The sequence below is a fragment of the Streptomyces sp. UW30 genome (assembly GCF_008042075.1).
Classification (GTDB): Bacteria; Actinomycetota; Actinomycetes; order Streptomycetales; family Streptomycetaceae; genus Streptomyces.
In genome coordinates this window covers 53,629-79,603 of sequence record NZ_RDBN01000020.1, presented here as the reverse complement: position 1 = coordinate 79,603, position 25,975 = coordinate 53,629, and the positions used below count along the sequence as shown (strand labels likewise).

The 25,975-nt window shown below is 73.2% G+C and carries 12 protein-coding genes and 1 pseudogene; 4 read left to right on the top strand and 9 right to left on the bottom strand.

The genetic code is table 11. The features are described 5' to 3' along the window. Window positions 1-53: 53 nt before the first annotated feature. A complete protein-coding gene (locus EAO75_RS10010) occupies window positions 54-809 on the bottom strand; it encodes a dienelactone hydrolase family protein (protein WP_147994709.1) in 756 nt (251 codons plus the stop codon). Window positions 810-932: 123 nt separating this feature from the next. Continuing rightward, window positions 933-1,553, bottom strand: coding sequence for an L-threonylcarbamoyladenylate synthase (locus EAO75_RS10005; RefSeq protein ID WP_187284373.1), 621 nt, complete (start codon window positions 1,551-1,553; stop codon window positions 933-935). Window positions 1,554-1,819: 266 nt separating this feature from the next. Here EAO75_RS10005 and EAO75_RS10000 point away from each other — a divergent pair, with 266 nt between their 5' ends. Continuing rightward, on the top strand, window positions 1,820-3,349 hold the full coding sequence (locus EAO75_RS10000) for a helix-turn-helix domain-containing protein (RefSeq protein WP_147994708.1): 1,530 nt from the start codon (window positions 1,820-1,822) through the stop codon (window positions 3,347-3,349). A gap of 123 nt (window positions 3,350-3,472) precedes the next feature. On the opposite strand, the gene EAO75_RS09995 is transcribed toward EAO75_RS10000, so the two are convergent. Genes EAO75_RS09995 through EAO75_RS09970 form a run of 6 tightly spaced genes read right to left on the bottom strand, consistent with a single transcriptional unit; the run spans window position 3,473 to window position 8,902 of the window. After that, window positions 3,473-4,705, bottom strand: a complete 1,233-nt coding sequence (locus EAO75_RS09995) for a cytochrome P450 family protein (RefSeq protein ID WP_147994707.1) — start codon at window positions 4,703-4,705, stop codon at window positions 3,473-3,475. After that, on the bottom strand, window positions 4,702-5,940 hold the full coding sequence (locus EAO75_RS09990) for a cytochrome P450 (protein ID WP_147994706.1): 1,239 nt from the start codon (window positions 5,938-5,940) through the stop codon (window positions 4,702-4,704). Before EAO75_RS09990 ends, EAO75_RS09995 begins: the two co-directional genes overlap by 4 nt. Beyond that, window positions 5,937-6,575 carry a GTP-binding protein gene (locus tag EAO75_RS09985; protein WP_147994705.1) on the bottom strand — a complete coding sequence of 213 codons (639 nt, stop codon included), beginning with the start codon at window positions 6,573-6,575 and terminating at the stop codon, window positions 5,937-5,939. The genes EAO75_RS09990 and EAO75_RS09985 overlap by 4 nt, the downstream gene beginning before the upstream one ends. Next, complete coding sequence (locus EAO75_RS09980) at window positions 6,547-6,909, bottom strand: DUF742 domain-containing protein (RefSeq protein ID WP_147994704.1); 363 nt, start codon at window positions 6,907-6,909, stop codon at window positions 6,547-6,549. Before EAO75_RS09980 ends, EAO75_RS09985 begins: the two co-directional genes overlap by 29 nt. Further along, window positions 6,906-7,328 (bottom strand): roadblock/LC7 domain-containing protein, encoded by a 423-nt coding sequence (locus tag EAO75_RS09975; RefSeq protein ID WP_147994703.1) that lies wholly within the window; start codon window positions 7,326-7,328, stop codon window positions 6,906-6,908. Before EAO75_RS09975 ends, EAO75_RS09980 begins: the two co-directional genes overlap by 4 nt. After that, window positions 7,325-8,902 (bottom strand): ATP-binding protein, encoded by a 1,578-nt coding sequence (locus tag EAO75_RS09970; protein WP_147994702.1) that lies wholly within the window; start codon window positions 8,900-8,902, stop codon window positions 7,325-7,327. The genes EAO75_RS09975 and EAO75_RS09970 overlap by 4 nt, the downstream gene beginning before the upstream one ends. 502 nt (window positions 8,903-9,404) lie before the next feature. Between EAO75_RS09970 and EAO75_RS09965 the strand changes: the two genes are divergently transcribed. The 3 genes from EAO75_RS09965 (at window position 9,405) to EAO75_RS47170 (ending at window position 25,787) form a co-directional block, all read left to right on the top strand. Continuing rightward, window positions 9,405-11,156 (top strand): fatty acyl-AMP ligase, encoded by a 1,752-nt coding sequence (locus EAO75_RS09965; RefSeq protein WP_147994701.1) that lies wholly within the window; start codon window positions 9,405-9,407, stop codon window positions 11,154-11,156. A gap of 168 nt (window positions 11,157-11,324) precedes the next feature. After that, complete coding sequence (locus EAO75_RS09960) at window positions 11,325-25,028, top strand: type I polyketide synthase (protein WP_147994700.1); 13,704 nt, start codon at window positions 11,325-11,327, stop codon at window positions 25,026-25,028. Between the two features lie 72 nt (window positions 25,029-25,100). After that, the gene (locus tag EAO75_RS47170) at window positions 25,101-25,787 is read left to right on the top strand and encodes an acyl carrier protein (RefSeq protein WP_147994699.1); all 687 of its coding nucleotides are present in this window, start codon (window positions 25,101-25,103) and stop codon (window positions 25,785-25,787) included. A 42-nt stretch (window positions 25,788-25,829) separates the two neighbouring features. Here the strand turns inward: EAO75_RS47170 and EAO75_RS47165 are convergent. Next, window positions 25,830-25,898, bottom strand: a pseudogene (locus tag EAO75_RS47165) (hypothetical protein); the annotation flags it as partial. Window positions 25,899-25,975 lie beyond the last annotated feature (77 nt).

Here is a 25,975-nt window from a genome sequence, read left to right as displayed (position 1 = left end):
CCGTCCGAGCGGCGAGGAGAATCAGCGCGGCACCGTCAGGGGCGGCGACCGTCTCAGAACGTCCGCTTCAGCAGATCCAGAAGCGCCGCCCAGTGCCGTTCGTCCGCCTCACGGTCGTAGGCGGAGGTGTCGGCCTGCGTGTATCCGTGCCCGGCACCCGGATAGACCTCGCAGCGGTGCCGTACGCCGGCCTCGGTCAGCGCGTTCTCGAGGCGCTCGATCTGCTCGGTGGGCAGGGACGGGTCCTGGTCGGCGTGCCCGAAGTACAGCTCGGCGGTGATGTGTTCGGCCACCAGGTGCGGGCTGTCCGGCGCCTCGGTCGCCAGCCGCCCGCCGTGGAAGCCCGCCGCCGCGGCGACCCGCTCCGGATACGTGCCGGCGGTGAGCAGGGACAGCCGCGCGCCCATGCAGTAACCGGTCAGCGCGACCGGGCCGTCGGCCGCCACCGGGCAGTCGGCCAGCCAGCGCAAATACGCACCGGCGTCCCGCATCGCCGCCTCGGGCGTCAGCTGCTGCATGACCGGCACGATGCTCTGGAAGATCTCCGGCCGCGCCGCCGGATCGATGAACTCGGGCAGGTCGAAGACCGGAGCACGCCCGGCCCGGTAGAACACGTTGGGCACCAGCACCGTGTACCCGGCCTCGGCGAGCCTGTCCGCCATCTCCTCCAGCCGGGGCCGCAGACCGAAGGCGTCCATGTAGAGCAGGACCGCCGGACGGGGCCCGCCGTCGGCGGGATGGGCCAGATAGGCGTCGGCGGTGCCGTCCCCGGTGGGGATGTCAACGGCGGTTCCCTGTACGGAGGTCATGGGGGTTGCCTCTCTGCGCAGTCCACGGCGAACGGGTCGCCGACCCGGTGGAGCCGGGCCGCGCACATGGTTTCACCAGCCATCCATCTGCCCCGCGGCGCCCCCTCCGGCTTGGCGACGCCTTTACTCGAACCGGGACGTGTCTCCGGCACCCTTCCGCACGATCTCGGCCTCGCCGCCCGAGAAGTCGATCACGGTCGTCGGCTCGGTGCCGCAGTCCCCGGAGTCGACGACCGCGTCCAGCACATGATCGAGCCGGTCCTTGATCTCCCAGCCCTGCGTCATCGGCTCGTCCTCGTCGGGCAGCAGCAGCGTGCTGGACAGCAGCGGCTCACCGAGCTCGGCGAGCAGCGCCTGCGTCACGACGTGGTCGGGGATGCGCACGCCCACCGTCTTCTTCTTCGGGTGCTGGAGCATGCGCGGAACCTCCCTCGTCGCGGGCAGGATGAACGTGTAGCTGCCGGGCGTCGACGCCTTGATCGCGCGGAACACGTCGTTGTCGATCCGCACGAACTGGCCGAGCTGCGCGAAGTCCTGGCAGACGAGGGTGAAGTGGTGCCGGTCGTCCAGGCGGCGAATGGCCCGGATCCGGTCGATGCCGTCACGGCTGCCCAGCCGACAGCCCAGCGCGTAGCAGGAGTCCGTCGGATACGCGATGAGCGCATCCGAGCGGATGCTCTCCGCGACCTGCGCGATGGTGCGCGGCTGAGGGTTGTCGGGGTGCACGTCGAAGTACTTCGCCATTCGCCGAGCCTATGCCCTGTACGCCCCCACAGCCGCACAGGCCGCGACAGCCACGTCCGCGGCATGCGGCCGCAGCGGCAAGTAATCCGCTGGAATACGGAATCCGGCACTGCGGTCCGGGCACCGTCATGCGCCGGGGCGGAGGCGACGCCGGCGACATCCGGTCGCTCGAGTCGACGTCCGGCCACCCCCCGCTCCCAGACACGTGAGGTAACGTCCCCGACCGGTACGTCGTGGATGAAGTGCAGGACGAGGTGAAGGCCGACGTGGCTGGCAGAGAGGACGGGGACCGTCAGACGGGGGCGAGGGGCGCCGACGGCTCGGCGTGGGCGCAGGAGTTGCTGGAGCATCTGCGGCCGAACGGACGGGACGTCCGCCGGGTCGTCACCTGGCTCGCCGACGCCGTGCAGGGCAGCGCCTCGCTCCAGGACGACACCGGCAGACTGTTCGCCGGCCCGCGGCTAGCCCTGGACCACGACCTCGTCGCGGCCGTCGCCGCCGGCCGTATCGCCTCCGCCGCCTGGGAGGGACAGGGCCGTCATCTGCGGCTGGTCAGGGTGACGTATCCGAACCCCTCGACGGCGGGCGTCCTCGCCGTGTCGCGCGAGACGCCCTTCGACCGGCGCGCCTCCGACATCGTCACCCACACCGTCCAGGTCATCGAACTCCTGCTGAAGGCGGACGAGACGACCACGGCCGGACTCCGGCTCGAACGCGCCACGTCCGATCTGCGCCTGGCGATCCTGCAACTGCTGATGGTCGAGGACACCGTCTCGGCGCGCCGTGTCGCCGCGGGACTGTGGCCCGGCCTGCTCGACACGGACACCGCCTGCGTCCACGTCGTCGAGGGCACCGTCGAGGAGCGCGACCGGGTCGCCGAGGAGTGCATCGACGCGACGGGCGAGCGGGCGCTGGTCGTGCTCTGCCCGGCCGTCGACGAGCACGTGATCGTCGTGACACCCGGCGAGTCGGAGGCCCGGGAACTGCGGTCGCTGATCGGCGGGCGCCCCCGCACCTTCATCGGCGGCAGCGCCCGGCAGAGCCTGGCCCGCACCGCCACTGCCTACGGACAGGCCGTCAGCGCCCTGGCCGTCGCCCACTTCCGCCCGGACAAGGCCGCGGTCTACGCCGAACGCACCCACCCCGAGCGCCTCATCGACCCGGCGGCCCTGCGCGAGTGGACCGACCGGCTGCTGGCCCCGCTCGACACCCTGCCCCACCACACCCGCGCCGAACTGCTCGCCACCACCCGGCTGGGCCTGGAGTTCACGGCCGTGAGCGCGGCGAAGGTCCTCGGCGTCAGCCGCAACACCGTCCGCGCCCGCATGGAACGCGTGGAAGCCCTGCTGTGCACGGACTTCGCCGACCTCACCGCCCGTGCCGTGGTCCACCTCGCGCTCAACATCCAGGTGAGCCGGCCGGACACACCGGCCGACACCGGCAGCGCGGAAAGGGCCGTCTCGCTGTGGGACCTGCTGTCCGGGCCCGCCATGGGCACCTGGGCGCAGGACCTGCTCGCCCGCCTCGACCAGGACACCCGGGATCTGCGCCGCACCCTGCGGACCTGGATCGCCGAGGGCGGCAACGCCGAACGGACGTCACAGACCCTCGGCGTCCACGCCCAGACCGTCCGCGAGCACGTCCGCAGCGCGGAACCCGTCCTCGAACGTCAACTGCTCGCAGGCGGCAGCGGCCTGTACGAGGTCGTCCTCGCCCATCTCGCGCTGGGCGACCTGGATCAGCCCGTCCTGCAGGCGGCGAAAACGGGCCTTTTGGACTCACCTGTGCACGAGTGAGTCCCGCGGGCCCCGCAGTGGGCACCGACGCGATACCCAATCCTTGCGTCGCAGACGTAAGTTCGACTCTCCGTGGGGGCACGACCGGAACGGGGGACCGGTCGGGTCCCCACGCCCGAACGGTCATCCCCGCAAGTGCACCGGGATCTCCCGCCAGCCGAACGCGATGAACGACGGCACCTGACGCAGCTCCTCCTCGCCGACGGCCAGCCGCAGGTCGGGGAAGCGGTCGAAGAGGGCGGGCAGCGCCGTCAACGCCTCGACCCGGGCCAGCGGCGCGCCGATGCACCGGTGCACCCCGATCCCGAAGGCCATGTGGTCGTCGGCCCCGCGCGACGCGTCGAAGGTGTCGGCGTCCGGGCCGTAGTGCGCCGGATCCACACCCGCGGCGGCATACGTCGTGATGATGGCGTCCCCGGCCGCGATGGTCACGTCCCCGACCTCGATGTCATGGACGGCGAAGCGCAGGGGCAGCGAAGCGATCGACGGGTGCACCCGCAGGGTCTCGTCGATCACCGCGTCCCAGCCGATCTCCCCGGACCGTACGGCCGCCAGCTGCTCGGGATGGGTCAGCAGGGCGACGACCGCGTTGCCGATCAGATTGACCGTCGTCTCGAACCCGGCCCCGATCACCAGCAGCAGCGTGTATAGCAACTCCTCGTCGCTGAGGCGGTCGCCGTCCTCGTCCCGCACCCGGATCAGCTCGGTCGTCAGATCGTCCCCGGGGTGCTCGCTGCGGTGGGCGATGAGCGCGGGCAGCACCGTACCGATCTGCTCCTGCACGAACGCGGCGTGCTCCGGACTCGGGTCGGAGGTGTCCATGATCGCGGCGATGAGGGTCGCGGTCGCCTCCTGCAACTCCTCGGGGACGCCGAACAGTTCGCAGATCATTCGCATCGGCAGGGGATGGGCGAACCCGGCCTTCAGATCGACCTCCGCGTCGCCCTTGTCCAGGGCGTCGAGCAGCTCCGCGGTGATCGCCTCGACGCGCGGCCGCATCATCTCCGTGCGCCGCTGGGTGAAGCTCGGGGCGACCAGCTTGCGCAGCCGGGTGTGGTCGGCGCCGTACGTCGAGAGCATGTTGATGACGCCGACCCAGCCCAGGATCCAGGCCCAGGAGGGGTGTTCGCCGATCTCGGGCCACAGTCGCCAGTGCTGCCGGGGATCCTTGCTGACCCGGGGATCGAGGATGAGTTCCTTCAGCGTGTCGTAGCCCGTCGGCGCCCACGCGGGGATGCCGCCCGGCAGCTCCACGGGCACGAGCGGGCCGAGGGCACGCAGCCGGGCGCTCTCGCCGGGGATGTCGGCGCCGAACGGGTCGATGGCGAGTCGGTCGGTGCGGTCGGTCACGGTCACGACGGAACTCCTGGCTGGTCGGGGGAGCGAGGGCTGAACCGGACGGGCAGTGAGGTCAGCGAGCGATGGAAGGGGCCGGGCCGCCAGGTCAGGCGCTCCCGGGGCAGGACCGGCTCCAGGTCGGGCAGCCACTGCGTGAGCCGCTCGATCGCCTCGGTGGCGATGAGCAGCGTGTGCTGCCGCACCGGGCAGGCGTGCGGGCCCGCCGACCACGACAGATGCGAGGCGTCCCGGGGATGGCGCCCGCTGGTGACCTCCCGCTCGGCGAAGTGCGCGAGTGCCCCGTAGGACACGACCACCGGCACCGCGGCTCTGATCCACGCGCCATGGAAGGACACCGGGCTGCGCGCGTAGTGGATGCCGTAGTTGGCCAGCGGCGTCTCGTGGTGCAGCACCTCCACCACCGCGTCCGTCACCGGGCGGGCCCCGCTGGTCAGGGTGGAGTAGTACAGCGGGTTGCCGAGGATGCGGGAGAGCGCGTTCGACACCAGGTTGGCCGTCGGCTCGTGGCCGGCGCCGAGGGTGAGGAACACCTGCCAGGTGACCTCCTCGGGGGTGAGCCCGGCGGGGTGGTCCAGCAGCCGGCTCGGCAGGTCGTCGCCCCGCTGCTCGCTCTTGGCCGCGATCAGCTCCAGTACGTAACCGCCGAACTCCGCCTCGCCCTCGGCCGCTTCGGCGCCGCCCTCCATCATCTTGCCCAGCGCCGCGTTGAGCCGGTCGCTGTCGCTGTCGGGCAGCCCGAAGAGGCTGTTGAACACCAGCGCCATCAGCGGCCGGGCGAAGTCGGTCACCAGGTCGGCCTCGCCCTGCGGCCCGAACCGGCCGACCAGCACCCGCACCGCCCGGTGCACCCGGGCCCGCAGGTCGTGCGGCTCGATCCGGTCGAAGGTGTCGATCAGCGAGGCGCGGTAGCGGACATGGGCGGCCCCGTCGGCGAACAGGGAGTTGGGCCGCCAGCGCATCATGCCGAGGACCGGCGAGTCGTCGGCGACGGTGGCCTCCCACGGCCGCGGATCGTGCGAGAACGTGTCCGAGTCGCGCAGCAGGTCCAGCGCCGCCCGCCGGTCGGTGACGACGTACGCCGGCACACCCGGCGCCAACTCGGCCCAGCCGACCGGGCCCTGGGCGCGCAGGGCGTCGTAGTAGGGGTACGGATCCAGTGCGAAGCCGTCCTCCCACAGCCGCACGGGCTCCGAGCGGGAGAAGGCCTGCCGGTCGGGGGAGTGGGTGGTCAACGGCCCTCCGGAGCATGACGGTCGATCAGGTGCTGGACCAGCGCGAGCAGCGCGTCGACCGACGAGTCGGCGTCGCGCGCGTCACACGTCACCATCGGTGTGCCCGCCGCCAGGTCCAGGGCGGCGCGCAGCTGTTCCTCGGTATGGTGCCGGGGCGAGTCCGGAAAGGCGTTGAAGGCGACCGCGTACGGCAGCCCCGACTCCTCCACCAGCCCCAGCACATCGAACGACGCGTCGATCCGACGGCTGTCGACCAGGACGAGCGCCCCCAGCGCGCCGTAGGCGATGTCGTCCCACAGTGCCCGGAACCGCTCCTGCCCGGGCGTGCCGAACAGATACAGCACGACTCCGCCCGGCAGGCTGATCCGGCCGAAGTCGACGGCGACGGTGGTCGTCGCCTTGTCGCGCACCCCGGCCAGATCGTCCAGCGGCGCGGACGCCTCGCTGATCGGCTCCTCGGTGTGCAGCGGCCGGATCTCGGAGACGGAACCGATCAGGGTCGTCTTGCCCACCCCGAACGGGCCGGCCACCAGGATCTTGACCAGGTCACGGGCGGTGTCGGGCAGGTGGATGTCCCCGGTCGCAGGCGGGGCATCGCCGGTGGTGCTAGGTGTGCTTGAGGGCGCGAAGGCCATCGGCCACTCTCTTCAGCAGGTCGGGGTCGAAGCGTTCGGCGGGCGGAATCGGCGCGCGGGACGACGCCAGTTCCCGGTCGAGGAGCTCACCCGCGAGGACGCGTACGGCGGACACGGGCAGCCGCAGCAGCGCCGCCGCCTCCACCACCGTGAGCGAACCGTCGTCCAGGGCGTCCAGCAGGGCGAGTTGGGCGGCGGGCAGACCGGCGGGCGCGGCCGCGCCGGTGCTGCTGAGCACCGACAGCCGCTCCAGATGGGAGCGGCTGGGCCGGGCCACGCCGCCGGTCGACAGATACGCGGGAACCAGGGGGCGGCCGCCACGGCGGCCGGTCATGCCGACGCGCCGCCGTCGCCGCCTCTGGGCGCGGCGGCCATCGCCTTCTCACCCAGCCGCGCCACCTGCGAGTGCACCCGGTGCGCGAGTATGTCCAGGCGCACCTCCGCGTCCCCGTACGCGGCGACACAGGAGCCGTGGTCGGTCGGCACGATCAGCACGTACCCGTGGTCGGACTCGATCACGACCTGCCGCACCTCGGCCCGTTCCCGGTCGGCGAACGCGGCGGCCGCCGTACGGCACGCCCCCTGCACGGTGCTGGTGATCGCGGCCACCCGCTCGGCCGACGGCTGGGTGAGCGCGTCCGTGTACCCGGTCACCAGCCCGTCCCGCGTGAGCAGCACGGCGGCCACCACATGCGGCACCTGCAGGATCGGTTCGAGCACCCAGGCCGTGTCTCCTGCCTCGCGGCTGGTCATCGAGCCGTTCCCCCTTCGTGGTCATGATCACGTTCGGTCTGATCGGTGTCCTGTGCGACGGCTTCGTCCTGTCCGCGATCCGTTCGCAGAGGTCGCGGTACGGCGGTGGAGGCGTCGTCGCCGCCGGACTCACCGGCTGCGCCGCGGGCCGCGGCGGTGCCGGCCTGCAGCGCACCCAGCGCGGCCGCGGCCTGCTCGGGGCGGCGCTCGGCGGGTCTCGGCGCGGGCGCGTCGTCGGGCAGGGCGGCCATCCGCGTACGGCGCCGGCGCTGCGGCAGACCGCCGGTGTCCCGTGGCCCGTGATGCCCGGACACGGCGTCGGAGGCGTTGTCGTGCTCGGCGCCGTATCCGTGGGCGGCGGCGGGGAGTTCGGTGGGGGAGGCGGCGGACGTGTGCGGCCGTGCGTCGGGGGACGCCTCGCCTCGGGTTTCGCCGGTCGCCTCGTCGCGGGTGTCCCGCGTGCTCGGGGTGTCCTCGGTACCCCGCGTGTCCCGGCCGGCCGGGCGGGTGGAGCGGGGCGCGCTGGCCGCTGGAGGCCGCTCGTCGGGGTCGACATGGCTGAGCAGGTGGCTGTCCACCCGCAGCACCGCCCGCACGCCGCCGTACGGCGAAGGCGAGGACAGATCGACGCTCAGATCGAACTGCCGGGTCAGCTGCCCGATCGCGGCGAGACCCATGCGCGGCGGATCGCCGAGCTCGGTCAGGAGGATCGGCTCGGATCCCGCCACCAACCGCTGCGCGCGGGCGCGTTCGTCCTGGGTCATGCCCAGGCCCGCGTCGTCCACCGTGACACAGACGCCGTGATGGACGTGCTCCAGGTTGACCACGATGTCGGTGTCCGGAGCGGAGTGCCGCAGGGCGTTGTCGAGGAGCTCGGTGACGATGATCGCGACCGGCTCCACCGCGTGGGAGACGAGCCCGGTGCCCGCGGTGAGGTGGTTGTGGATCCGGATCCGGTGATAGCCGGCGAGCCGGGCCTGGCCGCCGGTCACCGCGTCCACCAGGTGCGACTCCTCGCGGGCGAGCCCGACCCAGGCCCCGCACACCACGGCGGCGACCTGCGCCCGGCGCAGCGACTGCTCGTTCTCGTGGTCGAGTTGGAACAGCGTCTGCGTCAACTCGGGGTCGTCGTACTTCTGCTGAAGTCCGCGCAGGGCGTCCTGGAGCCGGTACAGGGCCGCCTGGATCTCACGTGTCGCCCCGCGCATACCGGCCTGTGCGGCGGCGTCGACGCGGGTGCGCTGCGCCACCAACTCGACGCGCAGCCCGTTGAGCACGTGCTCCAGCGCCGGGCCCAGGGGCGAGCCGGCGGTCTGCGGATGCAGGGGGCCCGGCACGGGGACATGGAGATGCGTGAGCTGCTGGGCGGCGGCCGGAACACGCCGGGCCGCCAGATGCTCGATCTCGGCCGTGAACGCCTTCACCGCTCCGTCGAGTTGCCGACGCAGCGCGTCGATCTCGGCGCGCTGGCGCGCCTGTTGTCGCTGTGCGCGCAGCAGCCCGCCGCCCAAGGCGAGTGCGGACAGCATGCCGACGGCGAGACCGCCGGTCGCCAGGTCCGGTAGTTCGATCATCGAGTCGGTTTCCAGAGGTCGGTCGGGGCAGTCGGGCAGGGCTGGTTCCGAGGGCCGTCGGGAGGGCCGCTCGCAGCACAGTACACACCGTCATCGACCGATCTCGCACGGTGGACGGATACTTCGCTTCGAAAGTGAAGGGACTCTGCTCACTTCTGCGCGGACTGTCTGAATTGCCGTACGGCAGGCCCGAGTTGGCGTCTCAAGCGGCGTGTAACGGCGTGTCGAGGGACCCCCGCTGCGTCAACCCGCTATGGATACGTAGGGTTTACTTGCGTTCGGCCTGTCGAACTCCGGGGAGTTGCTATGGTGTTACTCACCGGTAGCAAGCCGGACGGGGGGATGCCGGGGGGTCGGCACAGCGGTGCCGTGACCCCTGGGCGGGTCGTCGAGACGGACGTTCGGCAAGGGGGCCGGACCGACCGAGGCGTCCGCACCCTTCCAGCACCTGGCGCGAACTCCGGTTCGTCGCCCATCGATGCAGACAGGTGAGACTCGCAACATGGTTCGATCCCTGGTCGATCTGCTGTCCCAGCACGCCGCCCACAACCCCGACCGAACCGCCTACCGCTACCTCGCGACCGGCGACCCCGACGGCGAGACCCAGGAGATCTCCTACGGCCGTCTCGCCGAGCGCTCCCGGGCCGTCGCGGCCTGGCTCCAGGAGCGCGGCCTCGCCGGCACCCGCGCCATGCTGCTGTACCCGCCCGGCCCCGAGTTCATCTGCGGCTACCTCGGCTGCCTCGCGGCCGGGGTGGTCGCCGTGCCGGGCGTCCCGCCCCAGGGCCGCACCCAGAACCACCGCGCCCTGACCCGGATGAAGCGGCTCATCGCCGACGCCGACGCCAAGGTGATCCTGGGGGGACGCGAGGTGATCAACGCCCTGTCCGGCCTCGCGGAACACCTGCCCGAACTCGCCGACGTCACCTGCGTGGCCACCGAGGACCTCCCCGACGAGGCGGCCGCCTCCTGGCGCGAGCCCGACCTCACCGCCGACTCCGTCGCCTTCCTCCAGTACACCTCCGGCTCCACCTCCGCCCCGCGCGGCGTGATGGTCACCCACGGAAACCTGCTGGACAACGAGCGCGTCATCACCGAACGCATGGGCCACACGCCGGATGTCCTCGAGGAATACGGCCACGAGATGTTCGTCAGCTGGCTGCCCGTGTACCACGACATGGGCCTCATAGGCCCGGTCCTCAACACCGTGTACCTCGGCGCGACCGCCACCCTCTTCTCGCCGCTGCACTTCCTCCAGCGGCCCGAGCGGTGGCTGACCGCGATCAGCCACTACCGCCCGCACACCAGCGGCGGCCCCAACTTCGCGTACGAGCTCTGCCTCAAGCACGCCACCCCCGGACTCCTCGACGGCCTCGACCTCGGCAGCTGGAAGGTCGCCTTCAACGGCGCCGAACCCGTACGCGCCGCCACCCTGCGCCGCTTCACGGACACCTTCGCCCCGGCCGGATTCCGCCGCGAGTCCCTCTACCCCTGCTACGGCCTCGCCGAGGCCACCCTGATGGTCACCGGCAGCACCGTCCACACCCCGCCCACCCTGCTCCAGGCCCCCGAAACCGGCCCGCACGCCGGCCAGTGGGACGCCGCGGCCGTCAGCTGCGGCCGCCCGGGACCCGATGTCACCGTCGCCATCGCCGACCCCGAACGGCACGAGGAACTGCCCGAGGGCGAGACCGGCGAGATATGGGTGCGCGGCGCGAGCGTCGCCAAGGGCTACTGGCGCAACGCGCTCGCCACCCGCGAGACCTTCCGCGCCACCCTGACCGGCCATGACGGCCGCTTCCTGCGCACCGGCGACCTCGGATTCCTGCGCGACGGCGAGCTGTTCGTCACCGGCCGCCTCAAGGACCTCATCGTCATCGACGGCCGCAACCACTACCCGCAGGACCTGGAACTCACCGCCGAGATGGCCCACCCCGCCCTGCGTCCCGGCTGCACCGCCGCGTTCTCCGTCGACGCAGGCGACGGGGGCGACGCGGGCGAGGAGGGAGCGGTCGGCGAACAGGCCGTCCTGATCGCCGAGATCGCGCCGGACGCGTCCTCCGAGGCCGAGAAGATCATCGACGTCGTCCGCAGCGGCATCGGCGAGGCCCACGGCGTGTCCGTGCGCGACGTCGTCCTGGTCCAGCCGGGCACCATCCCCAAGACGTCCAGCGGCAAGATCCAGCGCCGCGCCTCCCGGGCGGCCTATCTGGAGGGCAAGCTCGCCGTGATCGCCGCGCCCGCCGTGAGCTGACACCGCCTGCCGTCACCTGACGTCGCCCGCCGCTGCGCCCGCCCGCTCGTCGCACGCCGCGCGCATCCACCGTACGACGGCAGCAGCGGCCGTACCGGCACGCGAGCCCCATGGGTCGTACGGCCACCGCCCCGCCCTTTGCCGAAATCCACGAGGACACCTGTCTAGATGCCTGCGCACGAGTCCCCGAAGCAGTCCACCGAGCCGTCCCTGACCACTGCGGAGGGCGTGCGGATCTGGCTGGAGTCGGCCGTCGCCGATGCGGCCGGGCTCGACCCGCTGGCCGTCGACCCGGACCGGCCGATCGCCGAATTCGGACTCGGATCACGGCAGTTGGTGACCCTGGCGGCTGACCTGTCCGCGTCGACCGGCCGGCCCCTGGACCCCTCCCTGGTGTTCAACCACCCCACCATCGCGGCACTCGCCGAGGCGGTGTTCGCCGACCCGCCCACACCCGCGTCGGTGCCGGCCGCGCCGCCCGGCGAGACGCCCGCGCGGGCCGACGACGACATCGCCATCATCTCCATGGCCTGCCGGTTCCCCGGCGGCGCGGACGATCCCGAGGCGCTGTGGCGGCTGCTGGCCGAGGGCGAGGACGCCATCAGCGAGGTACCGGCGGGCCGTTGGGACACCCGGGAGCTGCACGACCCCGACCCGGAGGCCACCGGCAAGGCCTACTCGCTGCACGGCGGCTACCTCTCCGGCATCGACCGCTTCGACGCGGCCTTCTTCGGGATATCGCCCCGCGAAGCCGCCGCCATGGACCCCCAGCAGCGGCTGCTCCTGTCGACCGGCTGGGAGGCGATCGAACGCGCCGGGATCGTCCCGGAGACGCTGAGCGGCAGCTCCACGGGCGTCTACATCGGTCTGTACGACAGCGGCTACCTGGCCTCGGCCGCCCTGGACCAGCTCGACGGGCACGTCGGCACCGGCTCGGCGTCCAGCGTGGCGTCCGGCCGTATCTCCTACACCCTCGGCCTCCAGGGCCCGGCGGTCACCGTCGACACCGCCTGCTCGTCGTCCCTCGTCGCCCTGCATCTGGCGGCACGCGCCCTGGCGGGCGGGGAGTGCGACCTCGCGCTGGCCGGCGGTGCCACGCTGCTGGTGACGCCGCGCGGGCACGTCGAGTTCAGCAGGCTGCGCGGGCTGTCGCCGTCCGGGCGGTGCAGCCCCTTCTCGGCCGACGCCGACGGCGTGGTGTGGGCCGAGGGCTGCGGCGTGGTGCTGCTCAAGCGGCTGGCGGACGCGCGCCGCGACTGCGACCGGGTCCTCGCGGTGGTCAAGGGCTCGGCGATCAACCAGGACGGCCGCAGCCAGGGCCTGAGCGCCCCCAACGGCCCGGCGCAGGAACGGGTGCTGCGCGCGGCCCTCGACGCGGCCGGGCTCCAGCCGCAGGACGTCGACCACATCGAGGCGCACGGCACCGGCACCAGGCTGGGCGACCCCATCGAGGGCCGCGCCCTGTCCGCGGTCTTCGGCCCCGGCCGCCCCGCCGACCGCRCCCTCGGCGTCGGCTCCCTCAAGTCCAACATCGGCCACACCCAGGCCGCGGCGGGCATCGCCGGCGTCATCAAGACCGTGCTGGCGCTCCGGCACGAGCGAATACCGGCGTCCCTGCACGCCGAGACCCCGACCGAGCACATCGACTGGGCGCACAGCGGTCTGCGCGTACTGGACGGAGCCCACGCCTGGCCACGAGACCCCGAACGGGTACGCCGCGCCGGGGTCAGCGCCTTCGGGATCAGCGGCACGAACGCTCATGTGGTGCTGGAGGAAGCCCCCGAGGAGGTGCTGGAGGAAGCCCCCGAGGACCTGCCTCCGACACCTGCGGATCTTCCCGGCACGACCCTCTTCCCGCTCTCGGCCCGCACCCTCCCCGCACTGCGATCCCAGGCCGACCGCCTGCTCCGAACCCTGGAACAGCAGCCGGAGTTGCCGCTCCCGGCCGTTGCCGCGACCCTTGCCCACCACCGCACCCACTTCGAGCACCGGGCCGTCATCCAGGCGGGCGACCGCACGGAACTGCTCACCGCCCTGCGCGCGCTCGCCGAGGACCGGCCCGACCCTGAGCGGACCGCCGGTCCCCAACAGGCCGGGACCACAGGCAAGTTGGCGTTCGTCTTCCCCGGCCAGGGGTCCCAGTGGCCCGGCATGGCACGCGATCTCCTGGACCGCGACCCGGTGTTCGCCGACGAGCTCGACCGCTGTGACGCCGCCCTGCGCCCGTTCACCGAATGGTCGGTGACGTCCGTCCTGCGCGGCGACGCGGGCGCCCCCGGCCTGGACCGCGTCGACGTCGTCCAGCCGGTGCTGTTCGCCGTGATGGTGTCGCTGGCCGCCGTGTGGCGGGCGCGAGGCATACGGCCGGACGCGGTCGTCGGGCACAGCCAGGGCGAGGTCGCCGCCGCGTGCGTCGCCGGGGCCCTCAGCCTCAACGACGCCGCCGCGGTGGTCGCCCTGCGCAGCCAGGCGCTGACGCAGCTGTCCGGCAGCGGCACGATGGCCGTCGTCGCCCTGCCGCACACCGAGGTCGAGGCACGACTCGCCGAGCACGACGACAGGATCGGCGTCGCGGCCGTCAACAGCGGCCGTTCGACCGTGATCGCCGGTGCAGTCGACGCGGTGGAGGCCCTGCTCGCCGACCTAGACCGGGAACAGGTCTTCGTCCGCCGCCTCGACGTCGACTACGCCTCCCACAGCTCCCAGGTCGAGACCGTCCGCGCCGCGATCCTCGACGAACTCGACGGCGTCACCACGTATCCCACCTCCGTCGCCTGGTACTCCACCGTCACGGGCGAACCGGTCACGGAGGAACTCGAAGCCGACTACTGGTACGCCAACCTGCGCGAACCCGTCCGCTTCGCGCCGACCGTCGAGCGCATGGTGGCCGACGGCTACCGCTGCTTCGTCGAACTAGGCCCGCACCCCTCGCTGCTCACCGCCCTGCGCACCGTCGACGAGGACCTGGTCGCCGTCGGATCGCTGCGCCGGGACGAGGACGGCCCCGCCTGCCTGGACCGCGCCGCCGCCGAACTCCATGTCCACGGACGGCGCATCGACTGGCGCCGCCCGGTCCCGCAGACCGCCCCGGTGGACCTGCCGACGTACGCCTGGGACGAACAGCGCCACTGGATCGAGCCGGCCACCTCCGCCACCGGCCCCGGCCTCTTCGACCGCGCCGCGCATCCGTTGCTCGGCATCCAGCTCCAGTCGGCGGACGAGACCCGCTGGACCTTCCGCAACGAGTGGTCCCCGGCCACCGCCGACTGGCTGTCCGACCACACCGTCTTCGGCCGGACCGTGGTCTCCGGCACCACCCTGATGGAGCTCTGCCGCGCCGCCCTCGCCGTGGCCCGCCCCGACACCCCCGCCGACGTCACCGATCTTCTCCTCGTGGCGCCCCTCACGCTGCCGGGCACCGGCACGGTCGAGGTGTCCGTCGAGGTGGTCACCGCGGGCAACGCACCGGAGATCACCGTCCACAGCCGCCCGCGCGGCCAGGAGGCCACGGACTGGACCCTGCACGCCACCGCCTCCGCCGCCGACCCGGCCGCCACCACGCCGGCCGACCAGCCACCGACCTGGCCCGAGACGGCCGAACCGGCCTGGCCCGAGGACACCTACGACCGTCTGAAGGAACTCGGCCTCGGCTACGGACCCGCCTTCCAGGGCGTACGACAGGCCACCGCGACCGGCGACGGGACCCTGCTGGCCCGCCTCGCGCTGCCACCCGTCGCCCGCGACGCAGCCGACCCCTACCCGGTGCACCCGGCGCTCCTCGACGCCGCACTCCAGGTGGCCGCAGCCCTGGACGCCTCCGACCGGCGCGTACTGCTGCCGGTCGCGGTGGCCCGCTGCGTCCTGCCGCCCGGCGGCGCGACGGACCTCATCGCTTCCGTACGCCGGACCGGCGGCTCCGGCACCGACCTCACCCTCGACGTCACGCTGTGGGACGCCGACGGCTTCCCGGCGGGCCGCCTGGAGGGCGTACGCCTGCGCGCCGCCAACCCGGCCGACCTGGACAGCGGGTCGGAGAACGGGCGGCACCTGTACGAGGTGGCGTGGACGGCCCTGCCGGAGCAGTCGGCCGGGACGTCCGGTGCCGTATGGGCCGTCGTCGGTGAGGGAGCGGACCGGGCTGCGGCCGTGGCCGGCCTGCGCGCGGAGGGTGTCCAGGTCGCCGACGAGGGCGCCGACACGGTCGTACGCTTCTGGCCCCGTCCGTCGGCGGACACCGAACCGGCGGCCGCGGCCCACGAGTTGGCGGCCGAAGGCCTTGCCGAACTGCAGGCCCTGATCGCCCTCCCGCCGGACGAGGCGCCCGCGCGCACCATCTGGGTGACGCGTGGAGCCGTCGCGGCCGCCGGAGGGGACACGGTTCCCGGGCTCGCCCAGTCGGTGCTGTGGGGCCTGGTCCGCAGTGCCCGCACCGAACACCCGGACCTCGGGCTGACGCTGCTCGACCTCGACCTCGACCTCAGCGGTGACGAACCGCTGCCCCTCTCGACTGTCGCGCACGCCGGGGAACCCGAACTCGCCCTGCGAGGCGGGCAGTTGCTCGCCCCACGACTGGTGCGAGCCCGTCCCGCACCGCAGATGAGTCCCGCGAGCATCCCCGCCGAGGGAACCGTCCTCATCACCGGCGGCCTCGGCGCGGTGGGCCGCCACATCGCCCGCATGCTCGTCGAGAACGGCGCCTCTCGCCTCCTGCTGACGTCCCGTCAAGGCGCCGACGACCCTCGTGCCGCCGAAGCGACCGCCGAACTGGCGGCACTCGGCGCCCAGGTCGAGGTCGCCGCATGCGACGTCGCCGACGCGGCCGCCCTCGCGGACGTACTGGACCGCATCGGCGAAGAGGCACCCCTGCGCGGCGTCGTCCACTGTGCCGGAGTCCTCGAGGACGGAGTGGTCGCCGATCTGAACCCCGACCGGCTCGCGAGGGTGCTGCGCCCCAAGGCCGACGGCGCCGCCCACCTGCACCGGCTCACCGCCGACCGGCCGCTCGACCTGTTCCTGCTGGTCTCCTCGGCGGCGGGCGTCGTCGGCAACGCCGGCCAGGCCAACTACGCGGCCGCCAACGTCTTCCTCGACCAACTCGCCCACCACCGCCGTGCTCTGGGCCTGCCCGGCGTCTCCGTCTCCTTCGGCGCATGGGCGGGGGAGGGACTCGCCGCCGAGCATGCCGACCTGGAGCGGATGGCACGCCTGGGACACCGGGCCCTCACCCCCGAGCAGGGCCGCGAACTGACCGGGCTGAGCCTGCGCCGCGACGCCGCCCACCTGGTCGCCTGGGTACTGGACCTGCCCCGGCTGAGGGCGGCCACCCCCTCCGGCGCACTGTGGCGCTCCCTGCTCCCCGCGCCGCACGCGGCCCAACCCGGCAGCCACACCCTGGCCGACCGGCTGGCCCGGCTGCCGGAACCGGAACGTGCCGCGCGCGTCCTCGCCCTGGTCCGCGAGGAGGCGGCGCACGCGCTCGGCCTGCGTTCCGCGGAATCCGTCCGCTCCGACCAGCCGCTGCGCGACCTCGGCATGGACTCCGTGACGGCCGTCGACCTGCGCAACCGCATCAGCACCCGCATCGGCACCAAGCTCCCCGCCACGCTCCTCTTCGACCACCCCACACCGACCCGCCTCACCGAATACCTGCTGGCCGGTGTCCTGGCGGCGACGGCCCGCACGCCGCACAAGAGCGCGCCCGCGCCCGCACCGTCCTTGGACGAGCCGGTGGCGCTCGTCGCCATGGCCTGCCGTCTGCCCGGCGGCGTGCGCGACCCGGAGGGCCTGTGGCGCCTCGTCGCGGAGGGCCGGGACGCGGTCGGGCCCTTCCCGGCGGAGCGCTGGGACGTCGAGTCGCTGTACGACCCGGACCCGGACGCACTCGGCAAGTCCTACGCCCGAGAGGGCGGCTTCCTGGACGACATCGAGTCCTTCGACGCCGGCTTCTTCGGCATCACCCCGAAGGAAGCCGCGGCCATGGACCCGCAGCAGCGACTGCTGCTGGAGACGGCCTGGGAGTCCCTGGAGCGCGCCGGAATCGTGCCGGCCGACCTCGCGGGCAGCACGACCGGCGTGTACGTCGGGATGTTCGGCAGCGACTACCTGTCCGGCACCCGGCTCGACCAGCTCGACGGATACGTCGGCACGGGTTCCGCCCTCAGCGTGGCCTCGGGACGGCTCGCGTACACCCTCGGTCTGGGCGGGCCCGCGCTCACGGTGGACACCGCCTGCTCGTCGTCGCTGGTCGCCGTCCATCTGGCGGCGCAGGCGCTGCGCGCGGGCGAGTGCGATCTGGCGCTCGCCGGCGGTGTCACGCTGATGGTGACGCCGCAGACCTTCGTCGAGTTCAGCCGGCTGCGGGGGCTGTCCCCGACGGGCCGCTGCCGCTCCTTCTCGGACGGCGCCGACGGCGCGATCTGGGCCGAGGGCGCCGGAATGGTCGTACTGAAGCGACTGAGCGACGCCCGGCGGGACGGCGACCGGATCCTGGCCGTGCTGCGTGGCACCGCCGTCAACCAGGACGGCCGCAGCCAGGGCCTGTCCGCGCCGAACGGCCCCGCGCAGGAGCAGGTGATCCGGCGCGCGCTGGAGCAGTCCGGACTGCGGCCCGAGGACATCGACTTCGTCGAGGCGCACGGCACGGGCACGACCCTCGGCGACCCGATCGAGGCGAACGCCCTCACCGAGGTCTTCGGTGCCTCCCGCGCCGAGGGGCGCCCGCTCCACCTCGGCTCGCTGAAGTCCAACGTCGGGCACACCCAGGCCGCTTCGGGCGTGGTCGGTCTGATCAAGGTCGTGCAGTCCCTGCGCCACCAGACCCTCCCACGCACCCTGCATGCCGACACGCCCAGCCGGCACGTCGACTGGGCGGACAGCGGACTGAACCTGCTGCGGGAGGAGGTGGCCTGGCCCGCGTCGGCGGATCGGGTGCGCCGGGCAGGCGTGAGCGCGTTCGGGATCAGCGGCACCAACGCGCATGTGATCGTGGAGGAAGCCGAACCCGCGGTGGGGTCCGAGACCGCCGACCTCCCCCTGGGACAGCACCTGTTCGTCCTGTCCGGCCGCAGCGAGGCGGGCCTGCGCGGGCAGGCCGCCGCACTGGCACGCCACTTCGCCGACGACCCCGCCGAACTCTCGGACATCGCACACACCCTGGCCCGCCACCGCAGCCACTTCGAGAGGCGTGCCGCGGTCGTGGCCGAGGACCGGGACGAACTGCGCGCCGTGCTGGCCGAGTTGGCCGCCGGGCGGATCCCGCTTCCCCCGCCCCGGGAGGAGCACACGGGCAAGGTCGCCTTCGTCTACGCCGGCCACGGCGGTCAGTGGCCCGGCATGGGCCTCGACCTGATGGGGGAGTCGGAGGCGTTCCGCGAGGAGCTGACGCGGATCGACGAGGCGGTACAGCGGCACGCCGGCTGGTCGGTGCTCAACGCGCTGAGGGCGCCGGAGGAGTTCTCCCCGCTGGAGCGGACCGAGTACCTGCAGCCTGTGTTGTTCGCCGTCAACGCAAGCCTGACGGCCGCGTGGCGCTCGCTCGGCGTCACCCCGGACGCCGTGACCGGGCACAGTCTGGGCGAGATCGCCGCCGCGTACAGCGCCGGCGCCCTCACGCTGGACGACGCCGTGGCCGTGGTGACCGGGCGGGCCCAGGCGGTCGTACCGGTCGCGGGCAAGGGCGGCATGCTGTCCCTTGACCTGCCGCGGCCGCGGGTCGAGGAGCTGCTCGCCCCGTACGCCGGCCGGCTGTTCGTGGCCGCCGTCAACAGCCCGCACTCCACAGCGGTTTCGGGCGACGGCGACGCACTGGCCGAGTTGCGGCGCAGTCTCGACGAGCAGGGCATCGACGCCCGCTCGCTGTCGACGCCGTTCGCCTCGCACACCCCGCTGATGGCCCCGCTTCGCGACGAACTGCTCGACCGTTTCTCCGGCAGCCGGGGCACGCACACCCCGACCCCGCTGTACTCGACGGTGCTGGCCGAGCCGGTGCCGGGCGATCGCCTGGACCCCGAGTACTGGTACGCCAACCTCAGCGAACCCGTCCGCTTCGCGGACACCGTCCGGCGCATGCTGGACGACGGCTACCGCTACTTCGTCGAGCTCAGCCCGCACCCCTCGCTCGGCTCGTCCATCGAGGCGGTGGCGGCCGAGGCCGGCATCGACGCGGTGAGCGTCGGCTCGCTGCGCCGGCAGCGGGGCGGGCGGGACGTACTGCTCGACCGGCTGGGGGAGTTGTACACGGCCGGGCACACGCCCCACTGGCAGGCGCTGTTCCCGGCGGGCCGCCGCGTCGACCTGCCGACCTACGCCTTCGCCCGCGAACGCCACTGGCTCGCACCCGCACCGGCCACCGCGACCGGCGCCTCGCCGCTCCTGGGCACGCACGTCGAGGCCAGCGACGAAGCCGACCGGCACCTCTTCCAGAGCGAGGTGGACCTGCGCGACAGCCGCTTCGCCTATCTGACCGACCACCGCGTGACCGGCGAGGTGTGGCTGCCCGGCGCCGCCTTCCTCGGCATGGCCCTGGAGGCCGCGTCCGCCGTGCAGGACGGCGGGGACGTACGGCTCGCCGACGTCAGGTTCCTCCAGCCGCTGCGCCTGGACGAGTCCCGCCCGACGCGGCTGCAACTGGTCCTGCGCCCCGCCACCGACGGCACCCGGGACTTCACCATCGCCTCGGCCCCGGCCGGCGCCGGACATTCCGCGACCTGGGAACGCCACGTCACCGGACGCATCACCGTCACCGCCGAGGAACCCCCGGCCCAACCCCTCGCCGACCGGGGCGAGTCGCTCGCCGCGCTGCGGGACCGCTGCACCGAGCAGGTCGACCTGCCGGCCGTCTACGGCGCTCTCGCCACCCTCGGCATCGAGTACGGCCCCGCCTTCCGCGGCCTGGAGTCGGGCCACCGCACCCGCTCCGCCGGCCTCGCCCGACTCGCCGACAAGCCCGCCGCCGGTCATCTGCTCCACCCGGCCGTCCTCGACGCCGCCTTCCACACGGCCGCGCTGCCCGCCGACGCGCCTGAGGGAAGGGCCTTCGTGCCCGCCGGAGTCGGTCGCCTCCGCCACACCGGGCTGCGCACCACCCCCGCGTGGGTGGCGTGCGAGCTGCGGTCCGTGTCCGGCGACGGCGCGACACTGGACCTTCGTCTGTACGACGACACGGACCGGTTGATCCTGGAGGCGCAGGAGTTCGCGCTGGCCGCGCTCTCCCCGCTGGACGGAGCGCTTTTCGAGACCCGCTGGCAGCCGCGTCCGATCGCCGACGAGCCGTCCGCGAAGGGAAGTTGGCTCATCCTGGCCGACGATTCGGGCACGGCGGCCGAACTGGTCGAGCGGCTGGACACGTCGGTGCCGTATGTGATCGCCCGCAGGGGCGAGTCCTTCGCCGCCGAGGGCCCCGGCCGCTATGTCCTCGACCCGGCGGACCCGCAGCACCTGGCCCGTCTCCTCGACGAGGCCTTCGCGAGCGAACCGCCCGAGCGAGTCGTGCAGTTGTCCGCTCTCGACGCCCCCGCGATCGAGGACGACCGCACGGCCGAGGAAGCGGCCCGGCTCTGCTGCCTGAGCACCCTGCACCTGGTGCGGACGCTCGCCGACCGGACGCAGGGCGCGGCACCCCGCCTCTTCGTCGTCGTACGGGGCAGCCAGGCGGCCGGTGACAGCACGCAGGTGACGCACCCGCAGCAGGCCCTCGGCTGGGGCTTCGGCCTCGCCGTGGCGCAGGAGTACCCGGAGCTGCGGACCACCCTCGTCGACCTGCCGCCGACGGACGGCGCCGACGCCCTGTGGACCCAGCTCCGGCACGCGGACGACGAACGGCTCGTGGCGCTGCGCGGGGACGGGCGACTGGTACCCCGCCTGACCCGCACCCGCCCCGACGACGCCGGACACGGTGCGACCTCCCCGGACGGGGCGTACCTGATCACCGGTGGTCTGGGCGGACTCGGTCGGGTCGTCGCCGAGCGGCTGGTCCGCCGGGGCGCCCGGCGGCTGGCTCTGATGAGCCGCGGCGCGCCGAACGCGGACGCCCTGGGCTGGATCCGCCGACTCGAAGAGCGGGGCGTGAGCGTGCACCTGGCCCGCGCGGACGTCGCCGACCGCGGGGGTCTGACCGTCGCCCTGGACGCCGTACGGCAGGCGCTCGGCCCCATCGCCGGGGTCGTGCACGCGGCCGGTGTCCTGGACGACGCCACCGTCGCCAACCTGACCGACGAGCGGGTCCTGCGCGTCCTCGCCCCCAAGGTCCTGGGCACCGCCCTGCTCACCGAACTGACCCCGGACGCGGCGGACTTCGTCCTGTTCGCGTCGGCGGCCGGTCTGCTGGGCTCGGCCGGACAGAGCCCCTACTCGGCGGCCAACGCCTTCCTCGACGCCTGGGCCCACCACCTGTCCCGTACGGACCGTCGGGCGCTGAGCCTGGACTGGGGTGCCTGGTCGGGCGTCGGCATGGTGGCCGAGTCCGGCACCCGCGAATCCGAGACGGCCCGCTCGGGCCTGGTCGCGTTCTCCGTACAGGACGGCGGAGAGCTCTTCGAGCGGGTCCTCGGCACGGCCCGCCGCCAGCTCGCACCGCTCGCCCTGGACTGGGAGATGCTGGCCCTCGATCCCGATGCCGCCCGCACCCGCCCGATCCTTGCCGACCTGATCACCCTGCCCACTGGGACACCCGGTTCGGACGACCTCGTCAAGAAGGTGTTCGCGGCGACCACGGCCACCGAGCGGACCGCACGACTGGAGGCATACGTGCGCGCCAGGGTCGGCGAGGTCTCCGGCGGTGCGGTCCGGGTGTCGGCGACCACGGCCCTGAAGGAACTCGGCCTCGACTCCCTCATGCTCGTGCGCCTGCGCAACGCCTTCGCCCGCGAACTGGGCGTCGAACTCCCCGCCGCCACCGTCTTCTCGGCCGCCGACATCCGCGGCCTCGCCCAGGCGCTCGGCACGGCACTGCCCGAACGGGAGACCATGGCGCCGGGGCAGCCGGAGCCCACGACGGAGGTTGCGGCCACCGAACAGCACCCTGCCACCCGCGACGTCGTACGCCTGCTGCGCAGCGCCCAGCCCGGCATGCCCGACGCGGCCCACGCCGTCGGACTGGCCGTACGCCTGACGACGCCCACCACCCGCGAGGCCCTCACCGGCATTCTCAACCGCCTCACCGCACGGCACGCGGCCCTGCGCACGGCCATCGTCACCGCCGCGGAAGGCGGACGGCGGCTGCGGGTGGACCGCGAACTGCCGGAACCGCCCCTGCGGTGGACGGTCGTACCGGACGGCACCGCCCTCGACGCCGCCGACGGGCTGCGCGAGCTCCTGGAGCCACCGTTCGACCTCGCTGCCCCACCGCTGTGGCGATTCGAGCTGCTGGACGGCGGCGAGCGCGGCCAGATCCTCGTCTACGGCGCCCACCACGCCGTCAGTGATCTCCAGTCGCTGCTGCTGGTGGCCGGCGAGATCGACGCCGAGCTGTCCGGTGACACGCTCGGCGACCACCTCACCAACCGCGACGTCCACCTGCTGATCGAGGCCCAGCGAACCGACGAGCAGGCCGGCGGGAGCACCGACGCGGCTGACTGGCGCACGGCGTTCCAGGACAGCGCACGCCTCGATCTGACCCTGAGCCGGCCGCGCCCGCAGACCCGCTCGTACCGCGCCGGCAGCGTCACCGTGCCGATCCCCGACGGGCTGACGGACCGGATCGCGGCCGCCGCGAGCCGTCTGGCCGTGACACCCGCCGCCTTCTGCCTCGGCACTCTGACCGTCCTGCTGGCACGGAAGCGTGAGCGTGAACGTTTCGTCCTCGCCGTGCCCGTGGACACCCGCATCCACGCCGACGCCTACGACGCGCTGGGCTTCTTCGGAGTGCCGGTGCCCTTCCCCGCCGAGGCGAACGCGGACGAGCGGATCGAGGAGGTGCTGCGCCGCACCGACGGGCGGCTGGAGAAGGTGCTGACCAAGGGCGCGATGTTCTCCGACGTGCTGCCCGTGCTGGCCCGACAGGGCCTGTACCGGGTCAACGCGCCGCTGGTGGAGGTGTACTTCAACTACGTACGCGCGGCACGCGGGCTGACCGGTCTGGAGGTGCTGCCGGCCGGTACGGGCTACTCCGACCTCGACCTGATGATCACCATGACCCCGGACGCGGGCCGGATCCGCCTCGACCACAACCTCGACATCCTGGACGGGCCCACGGCCACCGAGCTGGGCGAGGAACTGGTGCGTCTGCTCGCGGAGGCGGCCGAGGACCCGTCGGGCCCGGTGCGCACGACGACGACCACTACTGAGAGCTCCTCGCTCGCCCTCGCCGCCACCTTCGCCCTCGGCAACCTGCCGCTGATGTGCGAGACGGCGATCGACGCCTCGGTGAGCGACGGCAGTGTCACGACCGTCGCCGAGGCCCCGTACCACCACGTCCTGGCCGCCCTGCGCGACCCGTCCGGCGTGTTCGCCGACCCGGCCACGACTGCCGGCGTCGTCCTCCTGCGGGCGACGGACCTGCAGCGCTTCGGCCCGCTGGACGATCCGCTGCTGGCCGAACTGCACACCGCCTACCCGGCCGCACTGCGCGCGGTCGCCGAGCACACCCGGGGGCCGCTGATCGTCGGCCTCCTGCCCACGGCCCGGCAGGAGGACCGGCTCAGCCGGTGGGAACAGGAGATCGCCGCCGAACTGGCCGACGTGCCCGGCATCGCCGTCCTCGGCCCCGAGGACTTCACGCGCCACCACCCCGTCGAGGAGCTCTTCGACGAGCGCACCGAACGCCTGGCCCATCTCCCGTTCACCCCGCGCTTCCAGGCAGCCGTCGCCCTGCGCCTCGCCGAGGTCGTCCGGGCCGTTCGGCGCCCGGCGCCGAAGGTGATCGCGGTCGACGGCGACGAGACCCTGTGGGGCGGCGTGGCCGGCGAGATCGGCCCCGAGGCCGTGGACCTGACCGGCCCGCGCGCCCTGCTGGCACGCCGGCTGCTCCAGTGGCGCTCGGCGGGCGCGCTGCTGGTCCTGGTCAGCAACAACGACGAGGACACCGTCCGCGCCGTACTGGACCGCCCGGACAGCCTGCTGAAGGCGGAGCACTTCAGCGTGCTCTCGGCGGCCTGGGGGCCGAAACCGGCCCGCCTGGCCGACGCGGCACACACACTCAACCTCGGCCTGGACAGCTTCCTGTTCCTCGACGACAACCCGGCCGAGATCGCCAAGATGCGCGCGGCACTGCCGCAGGTGCTGTCGGTGACCTGCCCGGTGGCCGACGAACTCCCCGAGTTCCTCGGCCGGTTGTGGCCGCTGGTCCCCGCGGCGGCGACAGCCGAGGACGCGCTGCGGGCGCGGTTCTACGCCCAGGAGCGGGAGCGGGACGCCGTCCGGGAACAGGCCGGCTTCGAGGAGTTCCTGGACCAGCTGGAACTGGAGGTCGACGTCCGGGCCCTGTCCGACGCCGACGTGCAGCGTGCGGAGCAGCTCGTGCGCCGCACCAACCAGTTCACCCTCCGTGCCCGCTCCGCCGACGGCGGCGACGTCGCCCGGTGGCGCGAACACGGCGAGATCTGGACGGCGACGGCCCGTGACCGCTTCGGCGACTACGGCCAGATCGGCCTCCTCGCCGTGCGCCACGAGGGCGACCAACTCGACGTCCTGGCCTGGCTGATGAGCTGCCGTGCACTGGGCCGAGGCGTCGAGGAACGCCTGCTGCAATGGCTGGCCGACCGAGCCGAGGAACTGGACTGCGCCAAGATCCGCCTGACCGCGGAACGCACGCCGCGCAACACCCCGGCGCGCCGTGTCCTGTCGGCACTGGGCGGCGGCGAGCAGGACGACGACCACCTGGAAGCGGTGGTCACACCGGAGCACCTCAGGACGTTCCGCTCCTGGCGGCGGCAGTGACGGTCCCGGTACGTGCGCGAGAACGCGCGAACAGCAGCGAGGAAAGGGCAGGCAACACCGTGAAGGGCACTCATGCGTGAGCTGAACGAGAACGCGTCGGCAGCCGCCGACCAGCGGGCGACCGCGGAGGCGATCGAGCGGGGCGGTGTCGGTCTGACCGTGACCGACCTGTTGGCCAAGGTCACGGGATCGGCCGATGCCCCCGTGCGGCCCGAAGCGGCGAATTCTTCCGTGCCCGACAGGACCGAGTCGCCATCGCACGGGACCGATGCGTCCCTGCCGCACGGCACTACCCCGCCCGTGTCGCCCGAGGCCTCCCCGTCGGCCCAGCCCGGTGACCTCGACGAACTCGCCACCGCCATCGCGGCCGTGGCGGGCCGCTACGTCCCCGCCGGACAACTGGCGCCCGACGCCGACTTCTTCGACGCCGGCGGTACCTCCGTGAACGCGGTGGAGCTCGTCTCCGCGCTGGAGGACGAGCTAGGTGTGACGGTCGACCTGGACGAGGTCTTCGCCGATGCCAGGCCGGTCGCCCTGGCCAAGCGCCGGCTGCCCGATGCGGCGGTCGTCACCGCAGGTCCCACCCCAGCCGCGGCCGCGATCGCCGTACCGGAAACGGCTGTTCCCGCCGCGACGCACGCGCTTCGGCCCGCGCCGGTCGCCGCCCCGTCCCTCACCGACCGGCCGGACACCGTGGCCCGCCCCGAGGACCTCACCCAGATCCTCGCCGACCTGGCCCTCGCCGACCGTCACACCTAGCTCGTCCTCCAGCGCGGAGACGAGCTCCACCGCGTTCACGGAGGTACCGCCGGCGTCGAAGAAGTCGGCGTCGGGCGCCAGTTGTCCGGCGGGGACGTAGCGGCCCGCCACGGCCGCGATGGCGGTGGCGAGTTCGTCGAGGTCACCGGGCTGGGCCGACGGGGAGGCCTCGGGCGACACGGGCGGGG